The organism is Paenibacillus sp. cl123, from assembly GCF_900101595.1.
Classification (GTDB): Bacteria; Bacillota; Bacilli; order Paenibacillales; family NBRC-103111; genus Paenibacillus_G.
Map to the genome: position 1 here is coordinate 78567 of NZ_FMYY01000009.1, position 17765 is coordinate 96331.

General features: G+C 55.3%; 12 protein-coding genes and 1 riboswitch. Of the genes, 5 read left to right on the forward strand and 7 right to left on the reverse strand.

All coding sequences use genetic code 11. The features are described from left to right. Positions 1–24: 24 nt before the first annotated feature. The 3 genes from BLR08_RS16355 to BLR08_RS16365 all read right to left on the reverse strand — a co-directional run bounded on the left by BLR08_RS16355 (position 25) and on the right by BLR08_RS16365 (position 2875). The gene (locus BLR08_RS16355; protein WP_072332779.1) at positions 25–984 is read right to left on the reverse strand and encodes a D-2-hydroxyacid dehydrogenase; all 960 of its coding nucleotides are present in this window, start codon (positions 982–984) and stop codon (positions 25–27) included. A gap of 216 nt (positions 985–1200) precedes the next feature. Continuing rightward, complete coding sequence (locus tag BLR08_RS16360; protein ID WP_072332776.1) at positions 1201–1740, reverse strand: DUF3231 family protein; 540 nt, start codon at positions 1738–1740, stop codon at positions 1201–1203. Positions 1741–1801: 61 nt separating this feature from the next. Next, positions 1802–2875 (reverse strand): permease, encoded by a 1074-nt coding sequence (locus tag BLR08_RS16365; protein WP_072332773.1) that lies wholly within the window; start codon positions 2873–2875, stop codon positions 1802–1804. Positions 2876–2981: 106 nt separating this feature from the next. Here BLR08_RS16365 and selD point away from each other — a divergent pair, with 106 nt between their 5' ends. Together selD and mnmH are read left to right on the forward strand one after the other, a co-directional pair. Further along, positions 2982–4019, forward strand: a complete 1038-nt coding sequence (selD, locus tag BLR08_RS16370; protein ID WP_072332770.1) for a selenide, water dikinase SelD — start codon at positions 2982–2984, stop codon at positions 4017–4019. A gap of 21 nt (positions 4020–4040) precedes the next feature. Continuing rightward, on the forward strand, positions 4041–5102 hold the full coding sequence (mnmH, locus tag BLR08_RS16375) for a tRNA 2-selenouridine(34) synthase MnmH (RefSeq protein WP_072332767.1): 1062 nt from the start codon (positions 4041–4043) through the stop codon (positions 5100–5102). Positions 5103–5227: 125 nt separating this feature from the next. Here mnmH and BLR08_RS16380 read toward each other — a convergent pair whose 3' ends face one another. The 4 genes from BLR08_RS16380 to BLR08_RS16395 all read right to left on the reverse strand — a co-directional run bounded on the left by BLR08_RS16380 (position 5228) and on the right by BLR08_RS16395 (position 13173). Continuing rightward, positions 5228–7618, reverse strand: a complete 2391-nt coding sequence (locus BLR08_RS16380) for a polyprenyl synthetase family protein (RefSeq protein ID WP_072332764.1) — start codon at positions 7616–7618, stop codon at positions 5228–5230. Positions 7619–7981: 363 nt separating this feature from the next. Next, the gene (locus BLR08_RS16385; protein WP_256257696.1) at positions 7982–9304 is read right to left on the reverse strand and encodes an ABC transporter substrate-binding protein; all 1323 of its coding nucleotides are present in this window, start codon (positions 9302–9304) and stop codon (positions 7982–7984) included. Beyond that, positions 9297–11954 (reverse strand): putative bifunctional diguanylate cyclase/phosphodiesterase, encoded by a 2658-nt coding sequence (locus BLR08_RS16390; RefSeq protein WP_176835540.1) that lies wholly within the window; start codon positions 11952–11954, stop codon positions 9297–9299. The genes BLR08_RS16385 and BLR08_RS16390 overlap by 8 nt, the downstream gene beginning before the upstream one ends. A 136-nt stretch (positions 11955–12090) precedes the next feature. After that, positions 12091–12172: riboswitch (cyclic di-GMP riboswitch) on the reverse strand. Between the two features lie 368 nt (positions 12173–12540). Beyond that, positions 12541–13173 (reverse strand): hypothetical protein, encoded by a 633-nt coding sequence (locus BLR08_RS16395; RefSeq protein WP_072332758.1) that lies wholly within the window; start codon positions 13171–13173, stop codon positions 12541–12543. Between the two features lie 328 nt (positions 13174–13501). On the opposite strand from BLR08_RS16395, the gene BLR08_RS16400 reads away from it, so the two are divergent. The 3 genes from BLR08_RS16400 to BLR08_RS16410 are packed head-to-tail and all read left to right on the forward strand — an operon-like array spanning position 13502 to position 17707. Beyond that, on the forward strand, positions 13502–15169 hold the full coding sequence (locus BLR08_RS16400) for a response regulator (protein ID WP_176835541.1): 1668 nt from the start codon (positions 13502–13504) through the stop codon (positions 15167–15169). Further along, on the forward strand, positions 15169–16266 hold the full coding sequence (locus BLR08_RS16405; protein ID WP_072332750.1) for a HEAT repeat domain-containing protein: 1098 nt from the start codon (positions 15169–15171) through the stop codon (positions 16264–16266). The genes BLR08_RS16400 and BLR08_RS16405 overlap by 1 nt, the downstream gene beginning before the upstream one ends. Then, positions 16247–17707: a glycosyltransferase family 2 protein gene (locus BLR08_RS16410; protein ID WP_072332747.1), complete on the forward strand. Its 1461-nt coding sequence runs from the start codon at positions 16247–16249 to the stop codon at positions 17705–17707. The genes BLR08_RS16405 and BLR08_RS16410 overlap by 20 nt, the downstream gene beginning before the upstream one ends. The last annotated feature ends 58 nt before the right edge of the window (positions 17708–17765 follow it).

A 17765-nucleotide genomic window follows, 5' to 3' on the forward strand; every position in this document is an offset into this window, starting at 1 on the left:
CCGGCGGGCGGCCGGACGCTGAATTTACTTGCCGACCACGTTCACCGGCGCTCCGGCCAGGTAGGCCGATACATTGGCAACCGCCGTCTCCATCAGCCGCTGCCTGGCCTCAAGCGTCGCCCAGGCAATATGCGGCGTTATCAGGCAGCGGGGGACGCCCAGCAGCGGATGATCCGCAGGCGGCGGCTCTGCGGACAATACGTCCAGACCTGCGCCCGCAAGCAGCCCTTCCTGCAGCGCGGCAGCCAGATCATTCTCCACGATGAGCCCGCCCCGGGACGTGTTGATCAGGAAGGCCGAACGTTTCATCCTGGCGATTGTACCGGCGTTGATCATCCCTTCCGTGTCCCGCGTCAGCGGGCAGTGCAGGCTGACCACATCGGATACGGCCAGCACCTCCTCATTGCTCATCAGCTTCACTTGCTCCAGTCCCGGGATCGTCTTCGGCCGCGTTGCCGAAGCGACGACTTCCATGCCAAAGGCCAACCCGATCCGTGCGACCTGTTGACCGATCGTTCCGAAGCCGATGATGCCCAGCGTCTTGCCCGCGAGCTCAGTCAGCGGCGAACGCGTGAAGCAGAAGTCTGCGCTCCTGGTCCACTCGCCCGCATGGACCGCATCGCTGTGCAATTTTACCTGCTGGCACAGCTCCAGCAGGAGGGAGAATACGAACTGGGCTACGGACAACGTCCCATAATCCGGCACATTCGTGACCGTTATCCCCCGCTCCTTAGCAGCCTCCACATCGACGACGTTATACCCGGTCGCCAATACGCCGATATACCGCAGCCCGGGGAGCTGCCCGATCGTCTCCCGGCTTAGCGGCGTTTTATTCGTCAACACCAGCTCCGTGTTCGCGGCTCGGCTGAGCACCTCCTCCGGCTTCGTCCGGTCATAGACCGTCACCTTCCCCAGGGCCTCCAAGCCGGCCCAGCTCAAATCTCCCGGATTCAACGTAAATCCGTCCAACACGACAAGGTTCATGCGTTGCAGCTCCTCCCGCTCTTCGTCTGATCTCAGCTCTCCTCCGATGCCAATTCTCAGTATACCATGCATGGCAGTGACGGATGTGGGGCAGCCTGGCATGTTTATAGATTTTCCGGTAACCTCCCGGCAAAACAAAAGCTCCTCCCTGCCCGAATGCAGGAAAGAGCTATTCGCTGAGCCGCAGCAAAGTAAAAGTGAAAGAGCGGTCCTCCGTTACTTGGCCGCTGTAGAGACATAAGAGGGCGGCACCTTCATCCAGCCTTCCTTCACCAGCAGCTCCTTGAGCGTGATCGCGAAGGTAAGCTTCTTCATCTGGAATTGGGCGAACATCGTCGCCACATCCGGTCTTACGGCCTCCACCATCCCCCGGCAGGCATAATTTATACCCAGCACCAGATTAAAGCTGAGCAGATTGGCCACTTCCTCATCCGAGAGCTTGGAGCCCTCGGGAATGTGGCGAAAATCTCCCACCGGCTTATCCGGCGGAATATCGGGGATCGGTATGCCTTCTTTGTGCAAGAAATCGCTCAGCTCCCGCAGGATCGGTCCATGCACATCTTCGATGACTTCCTTCAGCTTCTCCTTCAGCTTAGGATGCTCCACTATATTATGGGACACCTGCTCCCCGCGCATCGTCTGCTCCGTTGCCGTCCAGTAGAACCATAGATTCATCACTTCGCCCACATGCAGGGGCGGCTTCTCCCCGTCCAGAAACGGCTTGATCATATTAGCTAATACTTCCATCACATTCATGCGCACACCTCCTACCCCTTAGCGTGCCCAGCGTGGTGGATGTTATTCCCATGTAAGGAACTTACAGCAGCCAGGCGCCGGTCAATCCGCTTAGGATGCCGAGCACGATGACCGCCCCCGCAACGAAGACGATTACTTTGACCGGGAATGATCTTGCGACCATAAGCATAGAAGGCAGACTGACGGCTGGCAAGGTGAGCAGCAGCGCAGCGGCAGGGCCGCCGCCAAGTCCGGCGGACATCAGCGATTGGATAATCGGGATTTCGGCGGCCGTAGGAATAACGAACAGCGTTCCGGCTATGGCGAATCCGATCACAGTCCAGAGGCTGTTGGAGCCCGCAGCGTCTATCACGGGAAACAGCCATGCTCTCGCGGCGCCAAGCAGCAGCACGGCCAGCGCATAGGCGGGGATAAGATGCAGCAGCATACTGCTTATGCTGGCCAGCCAGCGCTTGAGCCAGGGCTCCGGGTGTTCGGCGCCCGCCTCCTCCGAAGCCGTGGCCAGCTCATGCGGCAACCGGGCGTCTCCTGCGAACCGGTTGGCGAAATAGCTGACGCCAAACGTAAGCAGCAAGCCGAACACCAGGCGAATTAACGTAAACTTCCACGACAGCACAAATGTCATGAATACCAAAGTGGCGGGGTTCAGCGTCGGATTGCCCAGCCAGAAGGCCAAGCTCGCTCCTACAGAAGCTTGCTTCTTCCGCATGCCTACTGTCATAGGCGCCGCGCAGCAGCTGCACATCATGCCCGGCAGCGAAGCGACTCCGCCAACGGCCGTGCTTCCGAAGGTCGTTCCGCCAAGCGCCTTAAGCAGCCACGCCGAAGGAAGCAGCACTTGGAGCAAGGAACCGAGCAATATCCCGAGCAGGGCCGCTTTCCATACGGCCTTGTAATAAACTGCCGCATACTCCCAGGCCGCATGCCACGACGGTTCCGGGATGGCCGAGTCCTGGCCGGAGAGGATCGAATTGCCTATCGTATGATGGATAGCGGCGTTCCAGGCTTTGTTATAATAAGGCCACCACTTGATGTAAGCGAGGCCGGCAACAGCCAAAAGCAGAAAAATAGCGACGGAGATAATAACCTTCCTGCGCCCCGTCTGTTCAGGAGACCATCTGTGAGAACGAGCCATGCTGCTTCCCCCTGCATTAGATTTTGAATACGAATTCCGGTATCATTGTACCATAAGTCATGCAAGCGCCCCGCCTGCTCGAACTCGATGGAAGGAGTTATGGAATATGACCATTAAACTGACCTCTTATTCAACCAAAGGAGGCTGCGGCTGCAAAATCGGTCCCGCCGACTTGAGACAAGTCATCGCCAGCCTTCCCCCTGCCGTTCCGAATCCGAATCTGCTGGTAGGTATCGACACAAGCGACGATGCCGGCGTCTACAAGCTCAGCGATGAACTGGCGTTGGTGCAAACTGTCGATTTTTTCACGCCGATCGTGGATGATCCGTATGCATTCGGCCAAATCGCCGCGGCGAATGCCATCAGCGATATTTACGCCATGGGCGGCAAGCCGCTTACCGCGTTGAATATAGTAGCCTTTCCCATCAAGACGTTGGACAAACAGGTGCTGGCGGAAATTTTGCGCGGAGCCGGCGATAAAACGCGGGAAGCAGGCGTTACGCTCGTCGGGGGCCATTCCATCGATGACGCCGAACCGAAATTCGGACTGGCCGTCACAGGACTGATCCACCCGGACAAGGTGCTCGCCAATACCGGAGCGCTGGCGGGCGACAAGCTGATCTTGACCAAGCCGATCGGGGTCGGCATTCTGACAACGTCCATCAAGAAAGACCGCTTGAGCGAAGACGAAGTGAAGCGAGTCACGGAGGTTATGTCGACCTTAAACAAGAAGGCCGCAGAGATCATGGAGCCGTATGAGGTGCATGCCTGCACGGATATCACGGGCTTCGGCCTGCTGGGGCATGCCTCGGAGATGGCCAAGGGAAGCAATCTCGGCCTGCGGATCGTCCAGAGCCAGGTTCCGGTTTTGCCGCGCGTCAGAGAGCTGGCCGAGGAGGGCTTCGTGCCCGGGGGCACGAAAAATAATTATGCCCATCTCCAGGGCTCCGTCACATTCCCCGAGCATCTCGATCAGATCGGCCAATGGATCTTATGCGATGCCGTTACTTCCGGCGGGCTGCTCATCGCGGTGGCCGGCCATCAGGCCGAAGAGCTGCTGGCCGGCTTGCAGCAGGCAGGCGTGGAAGCCAGCCTGATCGGCGAAACGACATCCGAGCATCCCGGGCATATTGCAGTCATCTAGCTAGAAGGGAGCGATAGCGGATTGTTTGAAGATATCAGCGTCGAGAAGCTGCTCGAACAACAGCGTAAGAAAGAACTGGTTATGATCGACGTGCGGTCCCCTTCCGAGTTCAGAGACGCTACGATTCCCGGCAGCTTGAATATTCCGTTGTTCGACGACGCGGAACGCGCGGAGATCGGCACCCTGTACAAGCAGGTAAGCGTGCAGGCGGCCAAAGCCAAGGGGCTGGAGGTCGTGTCGGCCAAGCTGCCTGCCTTTATCCGCGAGTTTGAGCAGCTCGAAGGCCAGAAGACGGTATTCTGCTGGCGCGGGGGCATGCGGAGCAAGACTACGGCTACGGTGCTATCGCTTATGGGCATCCGCGTGTACCGCTTGGCCGGGGGAATTCGCGCCTACCGCAAGTGGGTCGTCGAGACATTGGCGGCCATGCGGCTCAAGCCGGAGCCTTACGTGCTTAACGGATATACCGGCTCGGGGAAAACGGCGATTTTGCAGCGGCTCAAGGAGCAAGGCTTCCCTGTGCTCGACTTCGAAGCGATGGCCGGTCATAGAGGGTCGGTATTCGGAAATATCGGACTGTCCCCGCATAACCAGAAAACGTTCGAATCTCTTCTGCTCAAGGAGCTGCTGCCGATCGCCGAGGCGCCTTATATCGTCTTCGAAGCCGAAAGCAAGCGGGTCGGCAAAATCGCGCTGCCCGAATTTATCGTGAATGCCAAAAGCTCGGCGGTGCAGCTCTATATTGAGCTGCCTCTCGAAGCCCGGGTGCAGCACATTTTGACGGACTACCGCCCGTGGGAGCATAAAGAAGAATGCCTCCAGGCGTTCCGGCAGATCAAGAGCCGTCTGCATACCCCGATAGCCAAGGAAATCGAAGCCTTGCTGCTGACCGACAAGTTCGCCGACGCCGTCCGTCTGCTGCTTGAGCATTATTACGATCCTCGCTACGAGCATACCGCCAAGCAGACGCAGGAGAAACGCATCACCTTCGAGGTGCAGTCTATAGAAGAGGCTGCCGAACGAATCGGCGGCTTCTTGTCGGAGGTCGGTCCGAAACACAGCTTATCCGCAAACGAACGCTAGCATACGACAAGGCGGTGCCTTCCTTTTCCTTGGGAAAGCACCGCCTTTACTTTATATTTGCCCTCCACCGGACGCTCGCCAGCCGCCTGCCGCCGCTGCTGCTGCCCGCCCAACATTCGGATTGCCTAACCTTCCCGGTTGATCATATAATCCAACAGATGCTTCAGAAAAACGCGGGGACGCGGCATCTTCTGCAGCTCTTCCATGGCCCGGCAGTAGTGCTCCCACATTTCCTTGCGCGCGCCTTCCTGCCCGAGGATCGAAACGAAGGTCGAGCTGTTGTTCGCCGCGTCCTTGCCGACGGGCTTCCCGAGCAGGCGCGCATCCCCTTCCACATCAAGCAGGTCGTCCTTGATCTGAAACGCTATGCCGGCATGATAAGCATAAGCCTTCAGGCGGGCAATTTCCTCCTCCCCCGCCCGGGCCAGAATAGCGGGCATCACAAGCGCAGCCTCAAACACGACTCCGGTTTTATAGAAGCAGATCGTGTTCAATTGCTCCAGCGTCAGCTCTTTCCCTCTCGCGTTCAGGTCCATCGCCTGGCCCATACATATATCCTCCGCCTTCTCGGCCGAATAACGCATGAGAGCCAGCACGTCCTTGGCGTCGAACCTCTCAAGCGTTGCCTGCTCCCGGATGGCTCTCTGGATCAGGAACAGGCCGGTTAATTCAGCCGTGGCGCTGTCGTGAACCCGGTGGAGCGTAGGACGTCCCCTGCGGGTGGGCGCATTGTCCTGGGAGGGCAGATCATCGAAGATCAAGGATGCGGTATGCATATACTCCAGTGACTTTAATAGAGGAAGGATGGCTGTTTCGCTCAGCCCATATTCATGCACGCCCATGACCCAGGTGACGATGGGACGCAGCCGCTTGCCGTCCCCTTCCAGACTGTAATTGGCCGCCTCGATCAGCGACTCCTTCATCGCCGGCACGCCGCCGTCCGGTTTGGCGATGGGCAGCGCGTGGTTGATCTGCTCGCGGACTGCCTGAATCGTCCGGAAAAACTGCTCCCTTTCCTTCCGATCCGTCTGCAGCCCGGCGACGACTTGATCCCGCAGCAGCTTGTCGAAGAAGTCCACATCTTCCGCCCGGTTAACCATATGCTGGACCAATCGGCGAAACGCCGGATGACCCGAAGCCAATATGTCCATCAGGCTGCTATACTGCTCGTCGCCGATACGCGCTCGGCACCGCTTGAGGCCGTTGATAGCCCGGTCCAGAATAATCTCGCGGGCATTGGCGTCGGAACGGTATACATGATGGATCAAATGAGCGATGACCGCCCAATAAAGCTCGAAGGGATTGATCAGATCGGGCCGCCGCTCCCGGTACATCATATAGTAGGTGTACGGCGTTACCGCGCCGTCTCTGCGATCGTCCAGCATATCTGCAAAATCATCCGCCAGCTGGTTATAGATGCCGTAGTAGAAGGTGCGTTCCTCAAACCCCTCGTCGGCGGGAACGTCAAGCACAGAACGGGCAACTAAGCGGGAAGAGGCCGACTTGAGGATAACGGGAAGGTACAGTTCTTCGTTCGTATACGCGTCATGGGACAGCTCCTTGCCCCGGTCCAGCTCCTGCGCGTGAAAAAATACATAAGCCTGCTCGAAGAATAAATGCCGGGTCTCCGGCCGCTGATGCTGCTGGATATAGTGGAAGGCATCGCGCAGCTCCGCATGCACGTACATGATCAGGGCTTTGTGGGCTCCGTCCCATTCCTCCAGCTCGCCCAGCTCCGGCACCGAGCCTGTGAGAAGCGCAGTTCGGATCATTTGGCCGTATTGCTCTTTCTCCGGAGCCGTCAAGACCGGCGCATCAAGCAGATCGTCCACGAACGGATAGGTCAACCCGTAAGAGTACCCGAGCCGGATAGCCGCATCCAGTCTTCGTACGCGCTCCTCCGGCGGCGTTTCGTCGTTCATCTCCTCGATCGCATGCAGGACTACGCCCATAATGATCTTCATCAGCTTGCGCTGAGCATGCTCGGCGTTCATTTCCTGGGGAATATGGACCGCTACGTTCTTCAGCTTGTCTATCAGCCATATCGCGGCTTCTTCTACGCCCTCCTTCCGGGCCCAACGGTACAGCCATGCCGTACTGACGAAGTTTAGCCGCTCCCCTTCCGCGGGATGAATCAAGCGCTGCTTGAGCTGAGCAGCCATACGCCGTATGCCGGCCTGCGCGTCCGGAGCATCAGGCGCCTTTCCCAGATCCCTCATATACATATACGTAACGCTCCGGTCCAGATACGCGTCCAGTCGGCCTGTATGCGTCAGCCACTGAATATAGCGGGAGTAGTCGCTTGAATCGGGTTTGTTTTTTCTTGGCGAGAAAAGAGACAGCCAGGATGCGCGGCGGATATGCTTCCTCTTCCACAGCCGAATGTCCGCGGACAAGACAGCGGCATACGACTGTCCCTTCACTTGTTCATATAGCGAGGCAAAGTAGCCGGCAGCTTTCTGTTCAGCCAGCCGATAGCAGGTATCGGGCTGGACGATTAGTTGTTGTTTATTCATAGGATGAGTACCTCAGCTTTAATGGGTAGAATAGGCACAAGTATATGATCATTTACGGGAAAAGCTTTTTTCGGTTGCGCGCGGCTTGGGAGAGGCTGGAGAAACAGGACGAGGATCGCCGCCCTGCCTGACTGCGACGGCGATCCGAAGGCGAGCGTTCTGCCGTCAAGATAAACACAGGCGTGCCCGGCGTACGCCAAACTGCCCAATCCCGGATAGGGATTGAGCTGGAGTGGGAGAGCGGCGGCGAGCTGACGGGCATAAATGGCCGCGAGCTGACGTTCCGCGACGGCTCGCTGTATGCGTTTGTCTCCGAATGCGGCCGCAGCGCTGCGATCCGGGTGAAAGATCCTGTTACCTGTATCAGGGCTCGACGTTCAGCGCATTTTTCAAGATGGCTACCTCTTTGCCCAAATCCGCATCTATCTTGAGCTTGATTTGCTCCAAAATATGCTTGGAATTGCTAAGCCGCTCTATGCCCGTATTGACTTCGTCGCCCCAGATAGCCTGCGCTTTCCCATCCAGCGGCGTCGATTTGAACTCCCTCATGTTCTCCGCCAGCCTCTCGTGCAAGGCATACAGCTTCTGTTCTCCGAAGTAAGGGCTGGTCCTCTCCAGCTTCTTCGGATTGCCGCGGGCCGGGATGTAGGCGGGCACCCCGTTATCCTGGCCTTGCAAACTCCACTCCGTTACACAGAATTCGATAAACTTCCATGCCCATTCCTTATGCTTGCCGGCGGAAGGCATCATAAAGTTAGAGCTGTTCACCCAGCCGTACTGATTAAACGGCAACCGGGTTTCCCTCCATAGCCCCGCCGACTCTGGCGCCCATTCCTTAATCTGATCGGCTCCCCATGCCCCCATATACATCATGGCGATTTTGCCCTCTTGAACGGCGACCGCTCCGGCGGGCGTCCATACGTCGATAGAGGCCTGGAGTCCGGCCGAATTCACTTCCTTGGCGATTTCGATCGCCTGGACGAACGTATCGGTATTCCGGGCGAAGCGCAGCTGCGAATCGAACAAGGCATGGGATCGCTCGAATATATAAACGGGCTCGATATGCCATTGGGTAATGTACCGGTTGTCCTTCTTCAGAGCTTTGCCGATCTCGAGCCAATGCTCAGGCTTCTCCATAAAGGCTCCAAGCTGCTCGGGGTCGGAGGGGAACCCGTATTGCTCCATCAGGTCCGCCCGATAATACGTCAGCAATGGCGATGTGCCGACCGGGAAGCCCATCAGCTTCTTGTCGTCGAACGATAAGCCGCTCTGCCACAACGATTCGCTGAAGTCCTGGCGATATTTGCCTGCTCCGTATGCGAGCAAGTCCTCCATCCCGGCAATCGCCGTAAATTGCCCGAAATGCTCGCTGTCCGCCATCATAATATCCGGCCCAACGCCGTCCGCAACAGCCTGAAGATAAGCCGCCGCATAAGAGGAGAACGGGAAAGTTTTTACTTGAATCGTGACGCCCGGGTACTTTTCCCCAAATGCCGCGATCTGCTTCTCCCAGCCCCCATAATACGACCAAAATTCCAGTTCAACCGGCTCGTTCGGTACAGGTTCCGCAGAAGGCGGTTTGGCGGCTTCCGCTGGCTGTGCCTCATTGTTCTGCGTGCATCCCGTTTGTACAACCATCAAGAGCGCAATTACGACTGTCATTAGCCATTTTTTTATGTTAAACACCCCCGTTGCCATCTCCAATCGTATGCCCGGCAGCCATATACCGCTCGAAACGTTCGCTCGGCAAGGGCTTACAAAAATAAAACCCCTGAAGCTCATCGCATTGCATCTCGGTCACCAGGCTTCTTTCCTGCTCAGTCTCGATGCCTTCTGCGACCACCTTCAATCCCATGCTATGAGCAAGCTCGATCACCGCTTTGACAATGGCGGATTTTTTCTCGTCTTGATCCAGGTCCTGTATAAAGGTACGATCCAGCTTGACCACTGTTACCGGCAGCCGCTGCAGCTGATTCAAGGAGGAATAGCCCGTTCCGAAATCGTCAATCGAGATTTCAATCCCCATCTCCCTTAGCTGGGTCAGGCTTTCAATAACCGAGTCCGTTTGCTTGATAAAAACGCTCTCCGTAATTTCCAGGCACACGTAGCGAGGCTCAAGTCCGGTCTCCTCCAGAATGCGCCGGATGGTATCCACCAGATTCCCGTGGCCGAAATGCTTGGCCGACAAGTTGACGGAAACCGGCAGTCCGGGGAATCCCCGCTCCTGCCATTCTTTAGTCTGGCGGCATGCTTCCCGCAGCACCCACATGTCGATATCCACAATCATTCCCGACGCCTCGGCAAGCGGAATGAATTTGGCTGGGGGGATAAGCCCCTTGTCCGGATGATTCCACCTAATTAAAGCCTCGTATCCGGTCATTCGGCCGGTTGCCGGGCTGACTTTCGGCTGATAGGCGGGGAAGAATTGCCCGGTCAACAGCGCATTTCGCAAGCCGTTCTCGATAAACATATGTTCCTCCGCCATTTCCTCCAGCAGCTGATTATAGAAATGGTAGCTGCTCGTCCCCCTCTCCTTCGCGACATACATAGCCATATCGGCATTTTTGACAATCGCTTCGAACGAATCTCCGTGTTCGGGGAACAAGCTGATGCCGATGCTGACCGCCGTATAGACGGAGGCTCCCTCCAGCTCGAACGGCGGCTCGATACAGGCGCATATCCTCTCCGCAAGCTCTTGCGGGACATGGGACGCTTCATAACGCATGATAAATACGAACTCATCGCCGCCCAGCCGGAATACTTGGCAGGCGTCATCCATGAATACCGTGAAGCGCTCCGCCACTTTCTGCAGCAAAATATCCCCTGCCGCATGTCCCATCGTATCGTTGATTTGCTTGAATCGGTTCAGATCGGCGAACATGACGGCAAGCTGTTCCGAACGCTCTGCCGCTCTCGATAACAGCTCGTGCAGGGTCCGGCCGAACAAGAGCCGGTTAGGCAAGCCGGTCAAGCTATCGTAATAGGCCAGCTGATGGAGCTTTCCTTCCGAAATTTGCAGCTGCTGGTTCATCCAGACCGTCTCCCGGAACATAAACAGCAAATTCTGCGACATGTCCTTGATGTTATGAATGAGCGAGGCAATTTCCAAAATGCTGCTGCTCGGCAATTCCGGCTGGTCCATCTGCTTGAGCCTTGCAGGAAGGTTCGTTGTCGACTGGGCAAGCTGCATCAGGCTCTGACTGAGCCACCGGTTGATGGCCAGCGCCAGGATCGCCGCAATCGCCATGCTGCCGATCATATACAGCAATTGATAAATATGTTCCAGCACTATCCGGTCCTGGTAGACCTTAACCGGGATGCTGACCGTCAAGGTCAGACCGACCCGGTCGAGCGCAGTCGTATACACATAATTGGCATCCCTCCACTCTTGGGTAGGAAGAAACGCATGCGTCCGGGCAGGCTTCTCGAGAGTAAAATTATCTTCCAGAGAAACTGCGGATATGGCCGATTTCGATTTCGGGTTGAACGCATGCCGCTGCTTTGAGCTGTTCGAGGCCAATACGTTTTTCTTCGTATTCGTAATGGTAATGTCGAACAGCTTCTGGGTCGTATTCCGGTTCACGATTTCCTGTAAATATCCGAGCTGAATCACGCTCTCCAGCCGAACGCCGAGCACGTCCTCCGCTCCCCACTGATCGAGCTCCTTAATAATGCTGTCGGCGGTATTTCTGGCCGCCTGGAGCGTCGTGCGGGTAGAGACGTCATACGAGCTCCAGCCGCTGGTCAAGATATTCATCAGGAAGGGCAGCGAAACCGTTGTGATTGAGAGATGGAACATGACGCGCCGGAAAGGAATAGATCTGAGCTTGCCGTGAGCCATCCCCAGCCAACGGCCGAGCGGCAAATAATCGACAAGCATATCCGCGATTAACGTATTGAATAACCCGTTGCCGGCCGTCACGGTAAGAAGCAGGATGAATTCGGTCGCCGAGAACGTCCCGGTCATATAGCAAGCGGCTAGCGTTATCGGGGTCCCGATGCCCACCCAGAAAAGAAGGTCCAGCCCGAGCATAAAGCTCGGCTTTCTTAATTGCCACAGGCCGATCCAGATAACCTCCAGCAGAAAAATGACTATGTAGGCCGGACTATGAAATTGAACGATCGCAACGCCGTATACCAATGCCGCCGCCGGCAAGCCGATTTTGATCCCGAACAAGCGGACCAAGGGCAGCAGAAAAATATTCGAGAATAAAATGGTTATGCCGAAAAAAAGCTGCAAATCGTGTAAAACGCTTCCAAAGGCGAGGAGCATGGAGCCCGTCACGAAGAGCATCCGGCTGACGGACTTGGAGGATATAGGCAATTTGGTCATCATACAATCGACCCTCCTGGTGAAGTGAATCTTGTTAGGTATCGTCGAGATCGATTCGTGGGCCATTCACAGAAACAAAGAAGGCCGGAACAATGCCTGCGCAATGCCCCGGTCTCCAACAGGATGAAGTCCATTGTCTGATGGCAACCCGGCTGTCATGCAATCGCTTTAGACCCGTGGCTTTGCGTCCTATGCTTTCGCATAGTTTGCCTTTGGTATTCACCTTTATGCTCCTATACTATCAGAATAGGAAAGGATTTAATAGTATGTTTGAACTATTATTCCGGGTGTTTTTAGGGCTATTTGCCTTCAATTTAACTATGGAGCTGCTGTACTGTTATGAGGCTGTACGATCGCCTGCTCAGCTTCACACCGAATATCTACAAAGCGGCGAAGTCCTCCTTCACGCTTCAGTAAGATCAGTCCTCAAAAATGAAAAGGAGCTTGCCACTGAGGTGGCGAGCTCCTTTTCGACATATTGCTGCATTTACTCTTCAATAAGATGAAGCGGCTTCCGGCAAGCGGACCCCTGAGAGAGCCTGCTGTTCTATTCGATATACTACTTTGAGTTCGATATTCACGAGGTCAATTATTGTTTGTTCATATCATCCGGGTATACGATTGTTTTAAATGTGGTACCGGTAGCTTCGTCTTTTAATTTAATAGTGGCTTTAACCTGGTCTGACGCGCTGCCTTCAAATATCTGATAATACATAGAACTTATCCCTATGCCTAGAAGGCCGATTGCATCAAAACTTTTTTCGAAAACATTTTTATCAACCGTCACTGTAAATTCAGCATACTTCTTATCGACGTTAACATTTTTAATTGATTTGAAATTTTTATCGTTCTTTAAATTATCAACAGCTTCTAACATAGAATCTTCAAGGGTTTTCATCATTTCTGTATGCTTTGCCTTTGATATTACATAGGTTACAGATCCGTCCGCATTCTTCTTTGCTTCCTTAACACCGTCTGATTTTGCTTTTTCGATAGCTTTATCTATATCCTGCCCGTTAAAAAATGATGCCGGCAAAGTAACCTCAACGTCTACGAGCCCTTTGTCTACATTTATCTTTTGGCCCGATTCTTTCACATCGGCATCATTTTGAGCAGTTGCTGGGGTTGTACTTGCCGCCTTGTTTTCAACCTTACTGCTTTGGCACCCCATAGCGATCAAAAAAAGAGATAAAATAACTAACAAACTCAAAAAATTCTTCATGTTCCCCTCCGGTTAAATAAAAATGGCTTTGTGTATGGCTGGATATAAGAGCATTTACCCTTCATTTGGTTACCCAGCCACATTTTACCACAACCTTGGACCTATATCTATACTCCATCTGGATATTTATTACTAAATTTCTAATAGGAACCGTGTAATCGGAATTGTAAGGGGTTTCGAAGTTTTACGAAAGGACTATATTAGGTTGTTTCAGTCCTCTTTGGTCTTTTCGTTTAAAGTTTGCCAACAGCCCTAGGGCGTTATGACCTTGAACGGGTGGATGAACGGAAGCTATAATGAAGGCAGCATAATGAAAAAGGAGCGCGAGATGACAAAATTCCAGCTACTGTTTATCAGGCAATTCGACGCAACGATCGCTTCGTGGCGTTCGGCGGACGGGCCTATCCGGGAAGCGGACCTTTACGGACTGCTGCATAGGATCAAAGGAACGGCGGCTACAATCGATTTGCAAAGTTGGACGGATGCTGCCGGCCGGCTTTTGAACGATATTTCAGAACAGGGCTCACGTTTATGGACAATGGCGGAGCTTGAACATATTATTGAACCGATAATGGCATTAAGAAAGACTTTCGATATACACGAAGAACGGAACATTCAGGAGAGCGCCGCAGGATTGCCTCGGGAATCCGCAGCCGCGAAAGCTCCGGCTTCCGAGCCGGCCCCCGTTAAGCATGCCGAGCTATTGAAGTCGCTCGTGCTGCTGGTCGACGATGACGTCGCTTTTCTCAATTTGATGAAAGAGCGGCTGGAGCAAGAGGGCTGTCTGGTCATGGCGACACCCTATCCGGATAAAGCGATCCAATGGTTTTATGAGCTTAAGCCGGATTGCATCGTATTGGATGTCGTCATGCCGGGCCATAGCGGTTTTGATCTGCTCACGGTGCTGCAGGAGCGGTCGCAGCGCTTTATCGTGCCCGTATTGCTGATCAGCGCTCAGGATGACACCGCCGTACGCATCAAAGCTTATCAGTCGGGTGCGGACGACTTCATCGTCAAGCCTTTCGATCCGGATGAGTTCGCCGCCCGGGTCCTGAACAAGCTGCGCCGCAAGCAAATGATCAGCCGAATGATGCTTACCGACGAGCTGACCGGGCTTTATAATATCCAATATTTGCGCAACCAGTGGCGGCAAATCGGTCAGGAGGCCGCCGATGATGGAAAGCCGTATTGGGCGGCGCTCTTTGATATCGACGCGTTCCGCAGCTTGAACGAGCGATATGGCCATGCGGCGTCCGACGGCTATCTGCATCGTATCGCCGGGTGGTTGAAGGAACGGGTCCGTCCGGGAGAGCTTCTGGCGCGCTGGGATCGGGACCGGTTTGTACTGCTGGGACAGGAAGGTACGGCGGAAACGATAGCCTTGAGATTGAACCGGCTGTCGGAGGCATTTGCCGCTCAAGCATTCGAGATCGATGGAGATGCCGTCAGGATGTCGCTGCCTCATGTATTCATGACATTGGATGGGGCGCAGGAGCCTGATGTTGGCATGGCCGCACTGGGTAAAGCGATGAGCGATATCAAGCTAGGACGGCGAGATCGTACGAGCGGGACCCGCACGGTCGCAGGTTCGATGCGCAAAGGAGCTTGCCGTGCAGCCATTATCGACGACGATCCGCTTATCCGGAATATGCTGGAGCGGCGCATGCGCGATATGGAAGTCGCGGGAGAAAAGCTGGAGATTCGCACGTTTGCGGACGGGGAAGCTTTTTTCGCGGACGACTGGCATCGAGGCGAGCAGGCGTACTTGCTTATTCTTGACCGGATGATGCCGCGTATGAACGGCATGGAGGTGCTGAATCGTCTGCGCTCCGGCTATCCGGCTAATAAATACCGCATTCTGATGCTGACCGGTATCGGCGACGAGACGGAAATTGCCCAGGCGATACGTGCCGGTACCGACGATTACGTGACGAAGCCGTTCCGTTTGCCGGAGCTGGAAGCCCGTATACATCGTCTGCTGCAGGGGATGAGCTGATGAACGACTCAACTGCGATGAGTGCCGTTCTGCTATTTTGCATGGGTTGTCTTGGATTGCTGCTCGCCCTTTATGGTTATTTGCTTATCCGGAAATGGCTTTATAACAAACGAAGCGACAAAATGGCAGCTTGGACGCAGCGGGCTTCCATGCCGGATTCCCCCATTGAGCGTTACGTGACAACGGGAGAAGCGTCGCGAATGATCATGCCCCGGCATCCGTGGCAGTGGAACGCGCTTGAAGCGTATCTGACGCACCGGCTTCGCGTTGGAGGCACGCAGCCGGAGCGCGAACGGGTGTGTCGCATCGCCGAAGAGCATTTTGGACCGCTGTACCGGCGGCGGCTGAACCACCGCAAGGCAGAGATACGGCTGCGCACGCTTGATCATATCGGCTTGTTTCGCATGAACATGCTTCACGCGGAAGTATTCGCCCTGTTGTCGGACAAGAAGAGTACGCCGGAGGAATTATGGGCGGTCTTGCGGGTGATGGCAGCGCTCCAGGACCCCAAGCTGCCGGATTGTCTGCTGGGCGCATACGTCCGGCTGCCGTTATCGTCCGATCACCGGTACCGGCAAGTGCTGATGGCGATGGGAACGGAGCTGCTGGAGGAGCTGATCGTACAGTTTGACAAGGGGAATGATACGCTTCAGCGCAACCTGCTCGATGTGCTGAGGACCCGCCATATACGCACGGAACAATACCTTGCGCTAATTGAACGCCTGATGAGCTCGCCGACCGTTGAGCTGCGCATTCGTGCGCTTAAAGCGGCCGCAAGCTTCGGTTATCTGAGTCAGGAGGCGGAGGAAGCTCACCTCGTTCGCTATTCCGAATGGCGTCAATATCCATGGGAGGAACGGCTGATGGCGGCACGGTTGATGGGGGAGATAAGGAACCCGGAGTACCGGGCGCTGCTGGAGCAAATGATCGGCGACGACCGGTATGCCGTCCGTGTCGAAGCGGCCCAGTCCATCGGCCGTTATCCCGATGGCGACGCGCAGCTCGCGCGCATCGCCGCGATGCATGCCGACCGTTATGCCCGCGAGGCGGCGGAAGAAATGCTGGAGAGGAGAAGCTATGAACGAAACGTGGAGTGAATGGATCGCCGGTACTGCGGTTGTCGGCTCGGCTGTTATCGTCGCCTACATCCTTGTGGTCATGCTCTTTTACCTCATGCTGTTTATCGTCGCGTTTCGAACGATCCGCAGAGATTCGGATGCCCTGTTTTTTCAGTACGAAGAAATCATGCACTCCTCCTTTAGCCCGCCCTTGTCTATCCTGGTGCCGGCTTATAACGAAGAGCTTAACATCGTCGATAGCGTCCGGTCCCTGCTGGGGATTAACTATGGAACCTACGAGATCATCGTCGTGAACGACGGCTCCAAGGACGCGACGAAGCAGCGGATGTTCGACGAGTTTGATATGTTCCAGATTCAGCATCAAGTGCCGTGGTCGGGGCTGAACAAAGAAACGATGCCCGTCCGCGGCATATACCGGTCGCGCAAGCATCCGAACCTTATGATGGCCGATAAGGAGAACGGAGGCAAAGCCGATGCGCTGAACGCCGGAATCAATCTTGCGCATTACCCGTATGTCGTTTCGCTGGATGGCGATACCGTGCTTGATCCGAACGCTTTCTTGAAAATTATGAAGCCGATTGTGGAAGCGAAGCCCGGCGAAGAAATCATCGCCTGCGGCGGCAGCGTCGGCATCGCCAACGGAAGCGTCGTTGACCGGGGATACCTCGGCGACGGCGTCCGGCTGTCACGTAACATTGTTGTCGTTATGCAAGTCATCGAATATTTGCGTGCGTTTCTGATGGGACGTATCGGGTTAAGCAAAATGAATATGCTGCTGATTGTTTCCGGCGCATTCGGCGTGTTCCGCAAGGACTGGCTGCTGGAGGCGGGAGGCTACGAGACCGGTACAATCGGAGAGGACATGGAGCTGATCGTGCGGCTGCATCGTTTAATTTGCAAAAAGAAGAGCAAGGCGCGCATCGCCTACATCCCCGATCCCGTATGCTGGACGGAAGCGCCGGAGCGGTTGAACATCCTGAAGCGGCAGCGCATCCGATGGCACCGCGGTTTGTTTGAAAGCCTGTGGCGGCATCGCGGCATGATCCTCAATCCTCGTTACGGCCGCATCGGGCTTATAGCCATGCCGTATTTTTTATTCGTCGAGCTGCTTGGACCTGCCGTCGAATTGTTCGGATACGTATTCCTTGCCGTTCATTTATTCATCGGCGACATCAACATGGCTTTCAGCGTGCTGCTGCTGGCCGCCATGATATTGTACGGTTCGTTTCTGTCCATGGGAGCGGTGCTGCTGGAGGAGTGGGGCATGGGGAAATATAACCGCCCGGCAGACGTATCCCGGCTGTTCTGGTGGGCGCTGTCGGAATCGTTCTGGTACCGGCCGATCCAGACGATATGGCGATGCCGGGGACTTGTGCAGGCCGTTCGCGGCAAACGTCAGGAGTGGGGCGACATGGTTCGCAAAGGCATCTCCGTGGGACAAGGAGGCGACGGCAGATGAGAAAAGTACGCAAAGCAAAATACAGCGCCCTTTTAAAACGGAACCTCCTTATTATTGC